The 17214-nt window shown below is 38.0% G+C and carries 16 protein-coding genes and 1 riboswitch; of the genes, 7 read left to right on the top strand and 9 right to left on the bottom strand.

The features are described from left to right. Positions 1-22 precede the first annotated feature (22 nt). The gene (gene mutY / locus AC0KUU_RS26225; protein WP_043977872.1) at positions 23-1117 is read right to left on the bottom strand and encodes an A/G-specific adenine glycosylase; all 1095 of its coding nucleotides are present in this window, start codon (positions 1115-1117) and stop codon (positions 23-25) included. A gap of 239 nt (positions 1118-1356) precedes the next feature. Here mutY and AC0KUU_RS26220 point away from each other — a divergent pair, with 239 nt between their 5' ends. After that, entirely contained in the window at positions 1357-2337 is a 981-nt protein-coding gene (locus AC0KUU_RS26220; RefSeq protein WP_080781581.1) for a metal-dependent hydrolase, read from the top strand. A 63-nt stretch (positions 2338-2400) separates the two neighbouring features. Here the strand turns inward: AC0KUU_RS26220 and AC0KUU_RS26215 are convergent, their stop codons facing one another. Then, positions 2401-2670, bottom strand: a complete 270-nt coding sequence (locus AC0KUU_RS26215; RefSeq protein WP_013055156.1) for a YfhJ family protein — start codon at positions 2668-2670, stop codon at positions 2401-2403. Between the two features lie 135 nt (positions 2671-2805). Here AC0KUU_RS26215 and AC0KUU_RS26210 point away from each other — a divergent pair, with 135 nt between their 5' ends. Continuing rightward, positions 2806-2961, top strand: coding sequence for a small, acid-soluble spore protein K (locus AC0KUU_RS26210; RefSeq protein ID WP_016762865.1), 156 nt, complete (start codon positions 2806-2808; stop codon positions 2959-2961). Positions 2962-3039: 78 nt separating this feature from the next. On the opposite strand, the gene AC0KUU_RS26205 is transcribed toward AC0KUU_RS26210, so the two are convergent. Then, complete coding sequence (locus tag AC0KUU_RS26205) at positions 3040-3354, bottom strand: YfhH family protein (protein WP_013055154.1); 315 nt, start codon at positions 3352-3354, stop codon at positions 3040-3042. 82 nt (positions 3355-3436) lie between these two features. Here AC0KUU_RS26205 and AC0KUU_RS26200 point away from each other — a divergent pair, with 82 nt between their 5' ends. After that, positions 3437-4090 carry an SDR family NAD(P)-dependent oxidoreductase gene (locus AC0KUU_RS26200; RefSeq protein WP_043977869.1) on the top strand — a complete coding sequence of 218 codons (654 nt, stop codon included), beginning with the start codon at positions 3437-3439 and terminating at the stop codon, positions 4088-4090. Positions 4091-4372: 282 nt separating this feature from the next. On the opposite strand, the gene recX is transcribed toward AC0KUU_RS26200, so the two are convergent. Beyond that, positions 4373-5182: a recombination regulator RecX gene (gene recX / locus AC0KUU_RS26195; RefSeq protein ID WP_028410123.1), complete on the bottom strand. Its 810-nt coding sequence runs from the start codon at positions 5180-5182 to the stop codon at positions 4373-4375. Positions 5183-5279: 97 nt separating this feature from the next. On the opposite strand from recX, the gene AC0KUU_RS26190 reads away from it, so the two are divergent. The 4 genes from AC0KUU_RS26190 (at position 5280) to AC0KUU_RS26175 (ending at position 8406) form a co-directional block, all read left to right on the top strand. Further along, on the top strand, positions 5280-6182 hold the full coding sequence (locus tag AC0KUU_RS26190; RefSeq protein ID WP_043977868.1) for a TIGR01777 family oxidoreductase: 903 nt from the start codon (positions 5280-5282) through the stop codon (positions 6180-6182). A gap of 61 nt (positions 6183-6243) precedes the next feature. Next, the gene (locus AC0KUU_RS26185) at positions 6244-7371 is read left to right on the top strand and encodes an amidohydrolase (protein ID WP_043977865.1); all 1128 of its coding nucleotides are present in this window, start codon (positions 6244-6246) and stop codon (positions 7369-7371) included. A gap of 255 nt (positions 7372-7626) precedes the next feature. Beyond that, the gene (locus tag AC0KUU_RS26180; RefSeq protein WP_013055149.1) at positions 7627-8187 is read left to right on the top strand and encodes a GNAT family N-acetyltransferase; all 561 of its coding nucleotides are present in this window, start codon (positions 7627-7629) and stop codon (positions 8185-8187) included. A gap of 102 nt (positions 8188-8289) precedes the next feature. Beyond that, the gene (locus AC0KUU_RS26175) at positions 8290-8406 is read left to right on the top strand and encodes a YfhE family protein (protein ID WP_013055148.1); all 117 of its coding nucleotides are present in this window, start codon (positions 8290-8292) and stop codon (positions 8404-8406) included. A 425-nt stretch (positions 8407-8831) separates the two neighbouring features. Here AC0KUU_RS26175 and AC0KUU_RS26170 read toward each other — a convergent pair whose 3' ends face one another. From AC0KUU_RS26170 to pdaA, 5 genes are all read right to left on the bottom strand, one after another. Continuing rightward, on the bottom strand, positions 8832-10973 hold the full coding sequence (locus AC0KUU_RS26170) for a PAS domain-containing sensor histidine kinase (protein WP_043977864.1): 2142 nt from the start codon (positions 10971-10973) through the stop codon (positions 8832-8834). A gap of 332 nt (positions 10974-11305) precedes the next feature. Then, on the bottom strand, positions 11306-12658 hold the full coding sequence (locus AC0KUU_RS26165) for an amino acid permease (RefSeq protein ID WP_043977862.1): 1353 nt from the start codon (positions 12656-12658) through the stop codon (positions 11306-11308). 158 nt (positions 12659-12816) lie between these two features. Further along, a riboswitch (glycine riboswitch) is annotated at positions 12817-12897 on the bottom strand. A gap of 199 nt (positions 12898-13096) precedes the next feature. Continuing rightward, on the bottom strand, positions 13097-14446 hold the full coding sequence (locus AC0KUU_RS26160; RefSeq protein ID WP_322551683.1) for an FAD-binding oxidoreductase: 1350 nt from the start codon (positions 14444-14446) through the stop codon (positions 13097-13099). A 356-nt stretch (positions 14447-14802) separates the two neighbouring features. After that, a complete protein-coding gene (gene rlmD, locus AC0KUU_RS26155) occupies positions 14803-16188 on the bottom strand; it encodes a 23S rRNA (uracil(1939)-C(5))-methyltransferase RlmD (RefSeq protein ID WP_322551682.1) in 1386 nt (461 codons plus the stop codon). 162 nt (positions 16189-16350) lie between these two features. Further along, the gene (gene pdaA, locus AC0KUU_RS26150; protein ID WP_043977856.1) at positions 16351-17160 is read right to left on the bottom strand and encodes a delta-lactam-biosynthetic de-N-acetylase; all 810 of its coding nucleotides are present in this window, start codon (positions 17158-17160) and stop codon (positions 16351-16353) included. Positions 17161-17214 lie beyond the last annotated feature (54 nt).

Below are 17214 nucleotides of genomic sequence, written 5' to 3'. Positions count from 1 at the left end.
GCGGAGTTTATCCACGCTTCTTTTATTTAACAAGTAAATATTCTTTTAAGATTTTTTGATGGGAAACAGGAAATGCATATTGTTCTAAATCTTTTTCAGAAACCACTTTCAAATTTTTTAATGCACTGATATCACTTGCAAGCTCTGCTTCATATACTGTGATGTTCCAGACAATATGAGAAAACACGTGCTGAATTGTGGTAAACGGCGCATGAATTTTAATATCGGCTCCGTACTCATTTTGAATAAATGCCTGAAGCTGCTGATGATCTGGCGCTATACTAAGATCGACTTCTATATTTGGAAATTCCCATAGGTTAGCTAAAAGTCCTTTGCTTGGACGTTTATGAATCAGATAATTTCCGTCCTCGTCTCTAATCACCGCTGCAGCAAGCTGAAGAGCACGCGGCGCTTTTTTCTTTGATTTGACAGGAAGCTCATTCTGCACTCCTTCTGCAAACGCGCGGCAGTGTTCGCGAACTGGACATAACAAACAGGAAGGAGAAGTTGGCGTACAGACAATGGCACCAAGTTCCATCATGCCTTGATTGAAATAGGAAGGATTATCTTTTGAAATAATTTCATGCACAATATCTTCAAACAGCTTTCTTGTTTTCGGTTTTGCAATATCATCCCAAACGGATAAAATGCGCGATAGCACACGCATGACATTTCCATCTACAGCAGGCTGCGGCACTCCGTATGCAATACTTAAAATGGCTCCTGTTGTATAAGGGCCTACTCCTTTTAGTTTAGAGATTTCTGCTGGCGTATTTGGAACTTCTCCCCCGTATTGTTCGTGAACTTCTCGAACGGCGGTTTGTAAATTACGGGCACGGGAATAATAGCCTAATCCTTCCCACGCTTTTAACACATCATCTTCATTCGCATAAGCTAAATCTTTAATAGTGGGAAATTTGCTAATAAAATTATTAAAATACGGAATGACCGTATCTACTCTCGTTTGTTGAAGCATAATTTCAGATACCCACACTTTATAAGGGTCCTGATCTTGACGCCAAGGTAGAATGCGCTGTTCCTGCTCAAACCAAGAGATTAAGTCATCTTGAAATGCTCGAATATCGAAATTTTGTACAATATCTTTACTTTGTTTCACGTCATAGCCTCCGAGGTATTAACTATACATATACAATGTGTTGCTTTTTGAATCTTAGTAACTTTATGATAACCTTATAACAACTACAAATATGAATAGTAAAATGAATTGTTCAAATAATGAATAAAAACAGCTAATTTGCTGCGTTAGTAATAAAGCGAGATTTTTCGCCCTAAATCCAGCTTCCATGCTGAATTAGGATAATCTAAGATTGTCATTTTACAAAGGAGGAGTTCGCTCTGGATACTGGTACACACATTGCAATGGGAATCGCTTTAGGCGGCCTTGCAACATTAGACCCCACTGTATCTGCGAATACAGCCACAATGGATGCTGTAATGATTGGCGTAATGGCCGGGTCATTAGCACCTGATTTAGACACTGTTTTAAAGTTGCGAAACAATGCACAGTATATCCGCAATCACCGTGGAATTACACATTCTATTCCGGCTGTTATTTTATGGCCTTTGCTTATCGTGCTCATTCTTTCGCTTCTGCTGCCAGGAGCTAACTTGCTGCATCTCTGGATGTGGACCTTTGCAGGCGTCATTATTCACGTTTTTGTTGATATCTTTAACGCTTATGGCACGCAAGCTTTACGGCCTTTCACAAATAAATGGATTGCGCTTGGCGTAATCAACACGTTTGATTACGTGATTTTCTCAGCTCACGTACTTGCGATTTTAATCTGGTTTATTGGAGCAGAACCAGGACCAACATTTATTACGCTGTATGTGTTATTGGCATTTTACTATGGATTGCGCTTTTATATGCGCCACCAAATTGCCAAGAGGCTTCGAAAACAGTTTCCTGATGTTATCAAGCTCAATATCTCTCCTACGCTGCGTTTCACTCACTGGCACTTAGCTGTGACGACCGAAAAGTATTTTCATGTAGGAAGAGCAATTGGAGAAGAAATTTTTATTTATGATACGTTTGATAAAGTTCCTATTCCCGAATCAGCCGTAATTGAAGTAGCGAAAAAAGATGAAAATTTATCTGCTTTTCTTTCATTTTCACCTATTTATAGATGGGAACTGGATGAATATAACGACCACATTGAAGTGCGCTTTATTGATTTACGCTACCGCAGCAAGGACTACTATCCATTTGTAGCCGTAGTTCAGCTTGATTACGATTTAAATATCATTTGTTCGTACACAGGTTGGATTTTCAGTGAGAAAAAATTGCGTAAAAAGCTTGATTATCTCCCACACTAATCATAACAAGAACAAATATGAAACCCAAAAACGAACCGTCTGCTCAAGACGGTTCGTTTTTATTTAATGTTTTAAATAGTCATCGTTATTTAATAAATGCTGATATTTAGGGTTTTTAACCGCGATTTCATGAAGTTTGTCTCCGTAGCTGTTGATATACATCGTAACAACCTTTTCCGTCGCTTCTTTACCTTTATAATCATATCCGGCTTTTGCGTAAGATGACTCAAAATCTTCCCAGAAAAGCTCGACCCACGTACGTGCTTGAGCATATGAGAGCGAACTGTTTTTATTTAAGAGCTGATTCGTTAATCTTTCAAATATATCGTTCATAAGAACACCTCGATTACCAAAATTCTTTATGAGTATGTTTGCACTTTTAACTTACACTATAAATGTGGAGTTATTCACTCCCTCATGTACTATATCATAACCGCAACGCTTTCTGTTGTAAAAGGAGAGGTATCGATGCGCAATAAAGCAAAAGATTTTACAAACCAACATCATACTAAGCTTGAAGGCGAACCTCGAGCAAAAGCTGAGTACGCTTCAAAACGTGCAAATGGAACTATTAACACGCATCCTCAAGAACGTATGCATGCTTCTAATGAGCGCGAAGAATAACCGCTTGCTTTACGTTTAAAAATAGAGTGAATATAGAAATCAAACAAGCAGCACACTTCGTGCTGCTTGTTCATCCCTTTATTTTTTCAACATAGAAATAGGCAGTGCCTCTTCGTTTTGCGGTGAGCCAAGCCTAAATCCCCACGCAAAAACTCCGTTCATATAATCAATTTTAAAATATGAACCCGGATCTCCTTGAATTTCATATACTTCCCCTGCTTTAAACGTTTCGGGATCCAATAAATATGACCTAGCCATTGTTACTTTTCTTTCTAATACTGCATACTCATTGACCATGCCAAGCTGTTCAGCTTTTCGTGCTTTTTCTTGAAGAGACCCAATTTCTTGTTGAAGTTCATACGTCGTCATATCGCTGTAACGTTTTTCAGACATGCTGTTTTCCCCCTTGTTTGCTTTCATTTTATTATAACAAAAGGTATAACTAAAGGGAGACTATGAAAAGGGAGTTTTGGGAATGAAAACAGTGCTAATCACGGGCGGTGCGACGGGTCTTGGAAAAGAACTCGCTAAATTTTACGCAAAAGACTACAACGTCATTCTGGCTGGACGCAATCACCATAAATTAAAAGAGGCGCAGCATGAGCTAGGAGACAACGTATATACGATGTCTGTAGATATTACAAAATATGAAGAAGTAGGAAAATCTGTAGAAAAACTGCTGATGAACCATTCAGTAGATATCCTTATCAACAATGCAGGCATTGGACATTTTGGCCCTTTGACCGATTATACAAAACAAGCCATTGATGAAGTCATCGATACAAATGTAAAAGGAACTATTTTTTTAACACAAGCGCTTATGCCTCATCTCTTGACGAGACCTGAACCTAAAGTTATGAATATCATTTCAACTGCAGGACTTCGCGGGAAAGCTAATGAAAGCGTCTATGTAGCAAGTAAGTTTGGCGTAAGGGGATTTACAGAAAGTTTAAAAGTGGAGTATCAAGATACCAACCTTCATGTGATTGCAGCTTACATGGGAGGCATGAATACTCCTTTTTGGGATCATAACAATCACATTAAAGATAAAAGCCGATTGCGCTCGGCTTCCGAAATTGCTGAGATTATTTATAAACAGCAGAATGACTTGGAAGATATTTTGTTTTAAAAAGATTGAAACATAACTGCATCAATCTAATCTAAAGATAAACACATTGTATAAATGATCTTATAGGAATTGCTTATGACACGGCGGTTGATTTCCGTGCAGGACTTCGCTTTCCGCAGGGGTCTTCGTCTTGCCCTCCAATCATCAACCGCTAGAAGCAGCTAAATACATGAAGTTTACGTTTACCATCACAATAAAAAATCCGAACGAGTTGGATTCTCCATCAAGAATCTCGATTCATCGTTCGGATTTCTCTTCAACTAACATACTTTTGTCCCGCCTTTATTCCTCTTCAATGGAATCTAGAAATGATTGAATTTGGTCAATAGAGAATCCTTTTCTATAAAGAGCCTGCTTCATTTTTTGCTGATATTCCCAGCCTTCATACTTTGAAAAACGACGATGAGCTTTCATTCCTTGGTATTGCAGAGCTTCCCATGCCTCATCGCTTTCTTTTTCTGTATTGGTGCGCTGAAATGCTTCTTGAATAATAGAAAATGAATAGCCCTTCACTGCCAATGCTTGTTCCATTTTTTGTTTCATCATTACTTGAGATAATTTTTTATATTTCCCTTTTAACTTTTCAATTAATTTCACAGCAGTTTGAATTTGCTGTTCTTCGGGGTATTCACATAAACTAAGGGTAATAATGGAATCAGAAATTCCCTTTTCTTTTAATTCTCTTTGAATCACATTTGGTCCTTTTGATGTCGTGTTCATTTGAGTTAACACGAATGCTTTTGCAAACTCTTCATCATTTAAATAACGGTGGCTGACTAATTTCTGAATAACTTGTTGAATAATAGTAGAGTTAATTTCTTTTTTCTTTAAATAATCATGTACCTCTTTTTCAGAGCGCATTCGATAAGATAAGTAAGTGATTGCTAAATTATAAGCTTTTTTCTCATCATCTGCGTACTGAATTTCCGTTAATTCAAATTCATCAAGCTCACGACCTTTTTTCAAGTCATATTTGATGAGGACATTTTCGTCAACACCAAAGCCAAACTCTTCACCTTTACCATAATCTAAATACACATTATAACGTTCACCGCTATTCTTTTGCGTTGTGATTTTTGTGACAACAGGCATACACCTTCACCTCATATTTCTTATTAAATTAATGGCTGAAGAACCGCCAAACGTATCATACACATTTTTATTTATCTCAACAAAGGAGGAAGTTCGTATGAAAATTGTTATTGCTGGAGGAACTGGATTCGTAGGTAAAGCTTTAACAAAACATTTTTTAACACAAAAACATTATGTATATATTTTAACACGCAATGCAGATAAAGCTGCAAGAGATCCGAAACTTAAATATGTAGAGTGGATGCAAGAAAACAGCCAACCTGAAGAGCATGTAGAAGAAGCAGACGTTTTTATCAATTTAGCTGGCGTTTCACTTAACAGCGGCCGCTGGACGGACGAGCGCAAAAAAGCCATTGTGGAAAGTCGCCTTTCTTCTACTCAAGAAATCCTTCGTATTATGGCTGCCTTACCCGAAAAACCGTCCCTGTATGTAAATGCAAGTGCGGTTGGTTATTACGGGACATCGACTACAGAAACGTTCACAGAAGCTTCTCCATCCATCGGCACAGACTTTTTAGCTGAAACGGTAAAAAAGTGGGAAAATGAAGCGCTAAAAGCGACGGAACTCAATATTCGTACTGTTTTAACAAGGTTCGGCGTTATATTAGGCAAAGATGGCGGGGCACTCCCTTCTACCGCCCTTCCTTATAAATTATTTGCAGGAGGGACAGTTGGTTCGGGAGAGCAGTGGATGTCTTGGGTGCATCTTCAAGACGTCGTCAACATTATTGATTATTGTATTCATACCGAACAAATAGAAGGACCTGTTAATGTAACTGCCCCAAATCCTGTTCAAATGAAAGAGTTTGGAAAGACGATTGGAAAAGTGTTAAATCGTCCTCACTGGATGCCCGTACCTAGCTTTGGCCTTCAGCTGCTGATGGGAGAAATGAGTATGATTATTTTGAAAGGACAGCGTGTTTTACCTGAAAAATTGATTCAACAGAATTACATTTTTACATATACTGTATTAGAAGATGCATTGCGAGATTTACTCTAGTTATTTTCTGATATTTACCTAAAACAGGTGACTAAGCTGCCGATAGATAGGAGCATCCTTTATGAAAACCATTCTCTTGAAAAATGCAACGCTCTATCCTATTACGTCAAAACCTATTTATAATAATGATGTGCTCATTCAAGATGGAAAAATTGTTTTGATTGGGTCAAACTTGCAGCCTCCTCTTCAAGTAGAAGTCATTGACTGCAAACAGCGCTATTTATTCCCTGGATTTATTGATGTTCATACACATCTAGGACTATATGATGAAGGAACCGGCTGGGCCGGAAATGATGCTAACGAAACAATCGAGCCTATGACTCCCCATATCCGAGCTTTTGACAGCGTACATCCTTTAGATCCTGGGTTTAAAGATGCCATTGAAGCGGGTATTACGTCTGTACACATTATGCCTGGAAGTGCAAATGTGATCGGAGGCACAACATCCGTTATTAAAACAGCCGGAACAAGTATTTCTCAAATGTTGATTCAAGAGACAGCTGGACTTAAGATTGCGCTAGGAGAAAATCCAAAACGAATCCACAGCCATGGCAATAAAGAATCCATTACACGAATGGGTATTATGGGGATGCTGAGAGAAGCCTTTTATCATGCAAAAAGCAGTGACAATAAAGATGATTTGCGAATTAAACCACTCATTCAAGCGCTGAATAGAGAGATTCCCGTTCGAATTCATGCTCACCGAGCCGATGATATTCTATCAGCTCTGCGCTTAGCAGATGAATTTAATTTAGACGTTCGTATTGAACACTGTACAGAAGGTCACTTAATTGCTAAAGAGCTAGGTGGAAGAAACTTAAAAGTAAGCGTGGGACCAACTTTAACACGGCGCTCAAAGGTTGAACTGAAGAATAAAACGTGGAAAACCTATCAAGCTCTCTGCAATGAAGGAGTAGAAGTTTCCATTACAACAGACCACCCTTATACGCCCATTCAGTACTTAAATATTTGTGCATCCATTGCCGTACGTGAAGGGCTCGAAGAACAAAAAGCATTAGAAGGCATCACGATTGCTGCTGCTCGAAATCTTCGTATTGATCAGCGAATCGGCAGTATCGAAGCAGGAAAAGACGCTGATTTGGTGCTATGGAGCCATCATCCTTTTCACTACTTAGCAAAGCCTATTTTCACCATGATAAATGGTAAAATATTATTTAAAAAAAATTAACATTTTACCTATTTTCTTTTTTAATTTTTTTTAGTATGATACGTTTAGAAGCATGTGAATTTCACAAAAGCATAAACATCACACGTTGACTTTTTATGTTTGTTGACTTGTAATGGGAAGGCAAATGGTGCGCCACCAGGTAACTGGTTCTAGTGGGTTCGATTCCCACCCCGAAATTTTTTTAATTATTAAAAAATTTCGAGGGTGGGGACTTGATTGGAGTCTGTATATACCCTCGATCAGGAGGGAAAAGTTATGTTAAAAAAACGTGACCTAAATGACTGTCAATCTCTATACGAACTCATGGTACATCCTGATGTCTTCCCTTTTGTTCGTCATAAAGCCCATTCCTATGAAGAATTTTTATTTGTGACTAAACAAACGATGGAAGCAGAAGATCATGGAGAAATTATTTCTCGCACGATTTTAGACGAATGGGGTAACCCTATCGGCACCATTAATTTATTTGATGTACAGGACCAAGCTGGCTTTTTAGGCACTTGGCTTGGCAAACCGTTTCATGGAAAAGGATATAATCAAATTGCAAAAGAAGCGTTCTTTAATGAACTGTTCTTTGAGTTAAATATAGAACGAATTTTTATGCGAATTCGCAAAATTAATATTAGGTCTATTAAGGCTGCAGAAAAACTGCCTTATGCAGTACTTGCGAATGAAACACACAAAGCTTTATACGATGAAATTAATCAACATGAAGACGTATATGATTTATACGAAATTCCAAAAGACTTGTATACATTATACTACTTGCGTCACGAACAAGACGTTCAAGAAGATCACCAGCTTAAAGAAGCGTAAGAGTCTCTCCGTGTAACGGAGAGCTTTTTTTTATGATTAAAAACGAGAGATTCTGGAAAAAATAAGTAGCATGATCGAAAAACGTTAATTGGAGGTTTTTTTATGTCTGAAAAAAAACGAAAAGAAAACGCAAAAAATACGTTAAGTAGCGCTCAAGAAATCTATTACGGCCGCGAGTTTAAAAAAGCAGACCGTGCAGGCGGCTACACGAAAAAATAAGTGAGGCAAAACATCTCTATCCAACGCTTGATCATCTCAACGTCCTTTCTGTACAGTTTGTATCGGAAGGACGTTTTTATATTATGTAGACATAATAATACGAAGATTTTATAGATGTTATTGAAGTTTTTTTACAACTCTACTATATCCACAAAGTTTACCCACAATTATGTGGATAATGTGTATAACTTTACTGAATATGCATATTACCGCTTTCATAACTTGAAATAACAGTGGGTAATTTTTATGTAAATTTTCTGAAAAAATGTGAATAGTGTGGATAAAGTTGTGAATATCCGATATAATTCAGCAGTTAACTTCTTGTTAACCTGTGGATATCTTCTTTAGTACTTTCATTGATTTTAGTACCATCAAGGCTTTCGATATATTATAAGTATAATAATAAAAAGTAGGGGAAACTTCCCCTACTTTTTTATGATTGGAAACAATATATCCACACTTGTTCCTTTATCTAACTGACTAGAAAACGTCATCTGAGCGTGATGAGCTTTAATAATCCGATAGCTGACCATCAGTCCTAAACCTGTACCTTTTTCTTTTGTACTATAAAAAGGCTCACCTATCTTCGCTAACCGTTCAGGAGGAATACCTTGTCCTTCATCAGCAAGCTGCAGCCAAAGGTGGTTTTCTTTTACTTTAATCGTAATATGAATAGCTCCTCCTTCAGGCATTGCTTCGATAGAATTTTTAATAATATTAATGAATACTTGTTTTAACTGATTTTTATCTCCATACACCTTTGGTAACTGGTCGTCTCTTTCAAATATGAAAGCTACTTCCTTTTCTACTGCTTCAGGTTCAAGAAGTGAGCACACTTCTTGAACAAGCGCTTGCATATTCAAAGATTCAACCTTCATTACCTGAGGTTTTCCTAACATCAAAAATTCTTCTACGATTCCATTCATTCGTTCTAATTCAGTTTCCATGATATCTATATACAAAGCATCTTTAGGATGTTGTTCTTTTAATAAGTGAACAAAACCTTTTAAAGAAGTTAAAGGATTTTTGATTTCATGAGCCACTCCAGCTGCAAGTTCTCCTACCACGGCTAGCTTCTCAGAAGTTCTAAGCTTCTCTTCTGCCTTTTTACGCTCCGTAATATCCGTCGATACACACAGCATTTGAATCACTTCCTGTTTTTCATTCATGATAGGAAGTTTTGCTGTTTCGACCCAGCGCCGGTTTCCTTTCGAATCTTTAAACTGTTCTTCTAATACCATTCCTTTTTGGGTACAGTTTGAAAACGCCCCTTTATATAAAAGATCTGATTGAAGGTTGAACTGATATTTATCAATTGATTGTCCAATTAAGTCATCAGATTTTTCACCTAAGAGCATTGCAAAAGATTCATTAACGAGAATGAATTCCCTTTTTTGATTGATAGCATAAATATAGCTTGGATTAATGTCAATAACTTGTCTTAAAAACGTTTTTTGTTCCTGCAGCTGATTTTCTTTTTGCTGTAAATTCGCTTTAGAATGGCGTATATAGCTAATCATTTCATTAAACTGTTTAGATAAAATACCGATTTCGCCCCGCTCAATTTCTCGTTCCGGAATTTTTTGATTAAAATTCCCGCGCGCTACTTGTCCCGCCAATTCATATAGTTTATGAATTGGATTCACAATTTGCCTTGCATATAACGCAGTAAAAAAAGAAAGCAGTAAAATCGTAACGCCTGAAACGATCCAAAGCGTTTTTTCAAACATTTCATAAGGCCTGTAAATTTCTTCAACGGGTAATTCAGCGACAATTCCCCAATCTAAAACAGGAATATATTCGAAAGACGCAAAGAAATACTTACCTTCGGTGTTCACCACGCGCTGATATCCTGATTTATGATTCATCGTTTTCTGAACGATTTCGTTTTTCTTAGCATTTTCACCGATTCTCTGTTTCTCTGGGTGGGAAATAATTCTACCATTGCGGTCTACAATAAATGTATAGCCGTTCTCTCCTATATCGAACGTTTGAAAGATGGATTGAAAACTTTTATTTTCTTCAATTCGCAGCGCTAAATTTACGACCTTTTTTACATTTTGCTGCCCATCCAAAATAGGAATCGCCATCACCACAATGTAGTGCTTTGTATCTGCTGAAACAACATCGCTTAAATATATTTTTTTGGTTCGCAGCGCTTCTTGAAAATATTTTCTTTTACTTAAGTTCACATGTTTCATATTCTTTAAATCATTCGGGTAATAATGCTCAACATACCCTTTTACATTAAAAATGGTTCCGCTATCGATATACGGTGAAATATTAACTATTTTTTGCAATTCTTTGTCTATTTCTTGTTCATCATCCGATAAAAAAATAGGATCTTGCTGTACCTCGTCGCCTAGGCTCCAAATATCTTTAATGACGACGTTAATTTGCTCTTTCATTCTCTTGACGGTTTTATCAGTTACCTGCCGATATTGATCTTGAGAAATATTAGGCAGCATCACTCTTGAAACAATAAACATTAGCGTCAGTACGGTACAAATAAGAAGCACATTAATCGTGAAGATTTTCCAAAACGTATGAGATTTAAACCATTTCATGTTTGTTCACCTTAATCTAATGAAGTCTACCTCCATTGTACTGCAAAATGAAAACTTTTCCATATAAATGACGGAATTCCATCTTTAGACACAGAAGAAAAGCAATTTGTTCTACATTCCTATCAGAAAACTACGAGCTTTCTCGCTGTGTTTTCTGTTAGAACAAATTTTTAGTTTTCTTCTATAAACTTTGCTTCCTGCATTTTATTCATGCAGGAGAAATCAATTATTTATTCTCCACTAAAAAGACCTCATCACGGAGTGATGAGGTCAGAAATTTACTATATTCTTTTATAAAAAATCATGTTTGTTCCCTGCTGATTTTCTAGCCTTTAAAGATTTATTTTCTTTTTCCTTCTAGTCCAGTAAAAAATAAATAAGAGAATAAACCAAACGGGCGTCAACAATAAGGCTGGGCGCGTCGCGTCAGAAAACAGCATAATAACAAGAATCACCGCAAACAAAGCTAACACAACATAGTTTATGAATGGTGTTAACGGTGCTTTGAATGCTGATGCTGCATGCAGCTGCGGACGCGTCTTTTTATACCTTAGATGGCAAATGAGAATGATACTCCACACCCAAATAAAACAAATAGCGCTAATGGTCGTGACGATGCCGAAAGCTTGGTCTGGTATAAGCTTGCTTAAAAGAGCTCCCGCTGAGATGACTAGCGTAGATACGAACAATCCGTTGCTTGGTACGTGGTTTTTGTTCAGTTTTGCAAACTTAGATGGCCCTTGGTCATTTTTACTTAAATTATATAAGATACGGCTTGTTGAAAACATTCCGCTATTACAGGCAGAAGCGGCTGAAGTTAGTACAACAAAATTAATAATTCCAGCAGCAAGCGGAATTCCGACTAAACTAAAGGTTTTAACAAATGGGCTTTCTGCTGCATTTAATTCCATCCACGGGTTAATAAACAACAGAACGATAAGCGCTCCAACATAGAAAAATAAGATTCGCAGCGGAATTTTATTAATGGCCGATGGAATATTTTTTTTGGGGTTTGATGTTTCTGCTGCCGATACCCCTACCAATTCAACCCCGACGTATGCAAATATAACCATTTGGAATGAAAGTAAGAAACCTGAAACCCCATTTGGAAACAGCCCTCCATGATTCCAAAGGTTTTGAACAGTAACAGATCCCGCATCTGTTTTAAATCCCATTACCAGCAAAATAACGCCAATAATAATTAATGCAAGAATCGTAATAACCTTTATTAAAGCAAACCAAAACTCTAATTCTCCAAATAATTTTACGGTTAATAAGTTAAGACCTAATAAAATGATTACACAAATAAGTGCCGGAATCCACTGAGGAATATTGAACCAATATTTCACATATACGCCAACTGCAATCACATCAGCCATAGCTGTCATAATCCAGCAAAACCAGTAGGTCCATCCCGTTACAAATGACGCCCATGGTCCAAGATACTCTTCAGCAATATCAGTTAACGATTGATAACCTGCTTTAGACAGCAGTAGTTCTCCTAGCGCTCTCATCACAAAAAAAAGCGCAATACCAACAATTAAATAAGCAAAGATGATAGAGGGACCTGCAAGCTGTATTGCTTTACCAGAACCTAAAAACAAGCCCGTACCAATGGTTCCCCCAATCGCAATTAGCTGAACATGACGATTGGATAAATCCCTCTTTAATTCTCGTTGTTCCAACTCTAACTCCTCCTAACAATAAAACCTTTGATGCGATCGTGCGGACTACAAATAAAGTCCAATAAAAAAAGAGATTGGATGCGCTCCAATCTCATGGTCATAAGAATAACAAATATTAAAGTACATGCTACCAATTAGTAACATGCCAAATAAATATCCGGTACTCTTCTGTCCTTTTGCCTGAGATTGTGAACCCTTCGGCGTCGCGAAACTATCGCGATCTCTCCAGAAGCTGCTCCTGCTATAGTGTGATCCATAGCAATCATAGCTTTCTACGTATTAAATTTTTCAATCAATAGAATGACTGTCGAATAGTTGTTTATTCTAATACCAGTTGGATACTTTGTCAACAGGAAAGATTACTTTCATTTATTTACCTTCTTCGAAAAAAGGTAATCGAACATTTTCAATCGTCAACTTAGTATCCTTTTCCTCACGCTACCTGAGTCCTTGCGCGAACCTGAACACATTAAACGGATCGTACTTTTTGTTCACTCTTTCTAATCTCTCTGCGTTTTCTCCAAAATACTCATGCTCGTAGTTTCTAAGGTTACTGATAGGGAAATTCACATAGGAGCCTATCGTAATACTTTTAATATATTCAAATCGCTTGCGAAGCCAATCTCTGTTTGCTCTTGCAAATGCATCTTCTGTCCATACAGACTGAAACCCCATAATATATCTGGCGTTTCTGTAGAAAAAAGCCGTTTCTCTTTTACCAACACTGCGGATTTCTCCTCCTAGTGCATAAAGAGAAATCGCGGCATAAACGGACCCTTCTGCCGGACGCTGTATGAGATCTGTAAGATTTTCAAGCTCACCACGTGAATAGCTTCTGTGCACAAATCTTCCCGTTGACTTAAATTTTTCAGACGGAGGATAGGTTGCTTCTATTTTTTTTACCGCTTCAAGAAAAGATAATGATTTCAGCTCTACTCGAAACCCTTCTCCTTCTGCAAAAGGCTGCAAAATCTTCCGAGCTCTTTCTGGGGAGCCGTAAAAGAATCCGTTTGCAAATATGCCTAACCCTTCTCCTTCTGCATTATAAAAGCTTGCAACTAGCGTCATACGTTTGTCCAGTTCGGGCAGCCAGTTTTGCCATATATTCATCACTTGTGTCTGCTTTTCTTTTGTAGTACCTACATAAAAGAATCGAACGAGCGTCACAGAGTTGTTCGTTGGCTTTGGAAGCTGAAACGTCATGCTTACTACAACGCCAAAGTTACCGCCACCGGCACCGCGGCATGCCCAAAAAAGATCAGCTTTACACGATTCGTTTGCTTTGATGAGCCTTCCTTCATAATTGACTAATTCTAGCTCTATCAAGCTGTCGCATCCTAACCCGTAAAGTCTGCTCGAAAGTCCCCAGCCTCCTCCGAGCGTAAAGCCCGACACGCCAACAGTCGGACACGTTCCTCCTGGAAACACATATCCGTTCGAACCGATGAAATCATACACTTCCGTATTTTTCGCTCCTGCTTCCATCTTTAAAATGTTCCGTTTTTTATCTAATTTCAACCTATTTAATCGACTAATATCAATGACTACTACACAGTCACCTGTAGAATATCCTTCATAATGATGACCGCCAGATCGAATACGAATCTCAACACGATGCTTGCGCGCCCAGCGGATCGCATTCACAACATCCTGCTTTTTTTCACAGTACACAATCACAAGCGGAAATTTATTAACAGCGCGATTCCATTCCTGACGAGCCTCCTCATAAATGGGATCTTTTGGCGTTACCACTTCTCCCGTAAGCCCTTTTAAAAACATTGAGTCCATCTGACCTCTGCTCCTTTGTACATACTTTTTAGTAGTTTTAGTAGTTTTAGTAGTTTTATTACTATAGTATTATCGAGGTGGTTAAAGGTTTGGGTTTTGGGATAGAGTTTGCGTTTATTATTTGTATAAAAGACGTCATTATAGTTTATATTAAAGGAATTAACCCTCTTATGTAATCTCTCTTTAGCGATGTAACACTTTCCAAGACTAGACTTTATGAGAATTTCATCTCACTATACTAAGATATTTTTACACTAAAAGAACAGATGTGGAATTTTAACACCTTTCTCCATTAATAAGAGTACAGCTCAAAGAAAAAAGAGCAGAATCAAATCTGCCCTTTACTCTTTTTCTATTCATTTCTTTAACGTCAAACTCACCACATTCTCCACGTGCGCCGTATGAGGGAACATATCAACAGGCTGAATGTAATCAACATAATAAGCCTTCGACAGCTGCTGCACATCTTTGGCTAATGTGGATGGATTACAAGAAACGTAAACCACTTTCTTTGGCTTCACTTGTAAAATCGTTTTTAGAAGCTTGTCATCACAGCCTGTTCGCGGCGGATCAACGACGATAACGTCTGGCTTCCAGCCTTCTTTTACCCACTGCGGCATCCATTTCTCAGCTGGACCCGTTACGTACGTAGCATGCTCAAACCCATGATCTTGGGCATTTTTTCTTGCGTCTGCAATCGATTCTTCAATCGTATCCATTCCGCGAATTTCTTTGGCATCTTTAGCAAGCCATAAGCCAATTGTCCCTACTCCGCAGTAAGCATCTACAATTTTTTCACTGCCTGTTAGCGCAGCTGCTTTTTTTACTTCGTCGTATAGCTTCACGGTTTGAAGAGGATTCAACTGGAAGAATGCACGCGCTGAAAGTTCGAACGAGATATCTCCTAACGTTTCTTGAATCACCGACTTTCCAGCAAGTGTAAACGTTTCGTCTCCAAAAATAAGCGATGTTTTTTGACCGTTTACGTTTTGTACAAGTGATTTCACTTCCGGTAGGCGGCGCTGAATTTCTTTAATCAGCAGCTCTTTTTTCGGAATGTCTTTTTTAGCCGTAATCAAGACAATTTGCACTTCACCCGTTTCAAAGCCTACTCGAGATACGATGGTACGTACAATACCACGGCGTTTGCGTTCATTGTAGATAGGAATTTGAAGATCTTGTAAAATTCGTTTTATTTCTTTTGTCACGTGATTCGTGGCTCCATGCTGAATAGGACAGTTTTCAATGTCAATCAGTCGATGAGAGTTCAGTCCATACAAACCAGCGATGACTTTTTGTTTATCCACACCTACTTGGAATTGTGATTTATTACGATAGCCCCAAGGATTTTCCATGCCAATTGTTTGGCGTGTTTTTTCCTCTACTTTTTTTAATGAACTGTGACGTTCGAACGCTTGCAGAACAATATCACGCTTCGATTCTAGCTGACCTTCATAGGATAAGTGCTGAAGCTGACAGCCTCCGCACTGTTCGTAAATAGGACAGGGCGCATCTACGCGATGAGGAGATTTTTTGCGAATTCGCTTGATTTTCCCTTCCGCAAACTTATGCTGGACATTTGTTGCTTCTACAACCACTTCTTCATTTGGTAATGCTCCCGGCACGAAGACGACTTGGCGCTTAAAATATCCTACGCCTTCTCCATTAATACCGAGTCTTTTTATCGTCAACGGAAACGTTTGTCCTTTTTGAACTTTCATTTCAGTTTTTGGTTTATTCATGAGACCAACTCCGATTAGTTTAAATTCTTTATATAGTTATTAACGGTCTTTATCTGCTTAAAACCTATTAGACCGTATCGCTTTAAAAAAGACATCAACGCATATTATAACACTTCAACAGCAAAAAACCGACAGGAGAAACATTCCCATCGGTTTTTATCTTTATTTCGTTTTAGAAGGACTTTTCTTCATTTGTTTGCGTTCGTTCATTAAATCATCAATACTTTTAAACGTATAGCCCTGCTTTTTCAAATCCACAATCGCTTGATCTAACGCATCTGCGTTATCCTTTGAAACGGTATGCAAAAGCATGATCGCACCTGGATGTATTTGAGCCATCATATTGTCGTATGAGTAGCGCCAGCCTTTTTGTTCATTCACTTTCCAGTCAACGAATGCAAGTGACCAAAATACATTCGTATAGCCCTCTTGCTTTGAAAGAGCTAGCGTTCGTTCACTAAATACCCCTCTAGGTGAGCGAAGGTATTTCATTTCATCACGACCAGTAATATTCTTGTATTCATCTTTTACTTTTTGCAATTCCTCTTTAAAACGTGCGTCATCCACTTGAGTTAAGTCAGGGTGATGCCATGAATGATTCCCGACAATATGCCCTTCTTTTACCATTCGCTTAATAAGCTTAGGCTCTTCTTTTAAATAGTGTCCTGTTACAAAGAATGTGGCAGGAACCTTTCTTTTTTTGAGCACGTCTAATACCTGCGGTGTATAACCATTTTCATAACCATTATCAAACGTTAAGTAAATATTTTTTTTATTTGTATCTCCGAGGTAAAAAGCATCATACTTAGCAAGAATTTGTTCATAAGCTGTACCTGCGGATGCAGGCTTGTGATTTTTACTTTTTTGAAATCCCCAGCTGATCGGATTGTTTGGATACATTTGTGCTTCAACAGATGCTATGCCTATTGACATCACGAATAAAAAAACGAGAAAAAAGGTGAACCGGCGCATAAGAAGCTCCTTTCGGAAGTCATTTTACGCTTAGTATCCACTCAATTTTCTCGT

The sequence above is a fragment of the Priestia sp. ST2 genome (genome assembly GCF_055810735.1).
Note: the sequence above shows the minus strand (reverse complement) of the source record. Positions and strands in the feature narration are given on the sequence as shown.

Coding starts and splice junctions, on each gene's coding strand:
- rlmD (WP_322551682.1), bottom strand. CDS start 16,188: ATGAATAAACCAAAAACTGAAATGAAAGTTCAAAAAGGACAAACGTTT.
- AC0KUU_RS26200 (WP_043977869.1), top strand. CDS start 3,437: ATGAAAACAGTGCTAATCACGGGCGGTGCGACGGGTCTTGGAAAAGAA.
- AC0KUU_RS26185 (WP_043977865.1), top strand. CDS start 6,244: ATGAAAACCATTCTCTTGAAAAATGCAACGCTCTATCCTATTACGTCA.
- AC0KUU_RS26190 (WP_043977868.1), top strand. CDS start 5,280: ATGAAAATTGTTATTGCTGGAGGAACTGGATTCGTAGGTAAAGCTTTA.
- pdaA (WP_043977856.1), bottom strand. CDS start 17,160: ATGCGCCGGTTCACCTTTTTTCTCGTTTTTTTATTCGTGATGTCAATA.
- AC0KUU_RS26210 (WP_016762865.1), top strand. CDS start 2,806: ATGCGCAATAAAGCAAAAGATTTTACAAACCAACATCATACTAAGCTT.
- AC0KUU_RS26160 (WP_322551683.1), bottom strand. CDS start 14,446: ATGGACTCAATGTTTTTAAAAGGGCTTACGGGAGAAGTGGTAACGCCA.
- AC0KUU_RS26180 (WP_013055149.1), top strand. CDS start 7,627: ATGTTAAAAAAACGTGACCTAAATGACTGTCAATCTCTATACGAACTC.
- recX (WP_028410123.1), bottom strand. CDS start 5,182: ATGCCTGTTGTCACAAAAATCACAACGCAAAAGAATAGCGGTGAACGT.
- AC0KUU_RS26170 (WP_043977864.1), bottom strand. CDS start 10,973: ATGAAATGGTTTAAATCTCATACGTTTTGGAAAATCTTCACGATTAAT.
- AC0KUU_RS26205 (WP_013055154.1), bottom strand. CDS start 3,354: ATGTCTGAAAAACGTTACAGCGATATGACGACGTATGAACTTCAACAA.
- AC0KUU_RS26175 (WP_013055148.1), top strand. CDS start 8,290: ATGTCTGAAAAAAAACGAAAAGAAAACGCAAAAAATACGTTAAGTAGC.
- AC0KUU_RS26215 (WP_013055156.1), bottom strand. CDS start 2,670: ATGAACGATATATTTGAAAGATTAACGAATCAGCTCTTAAATAAAAAC.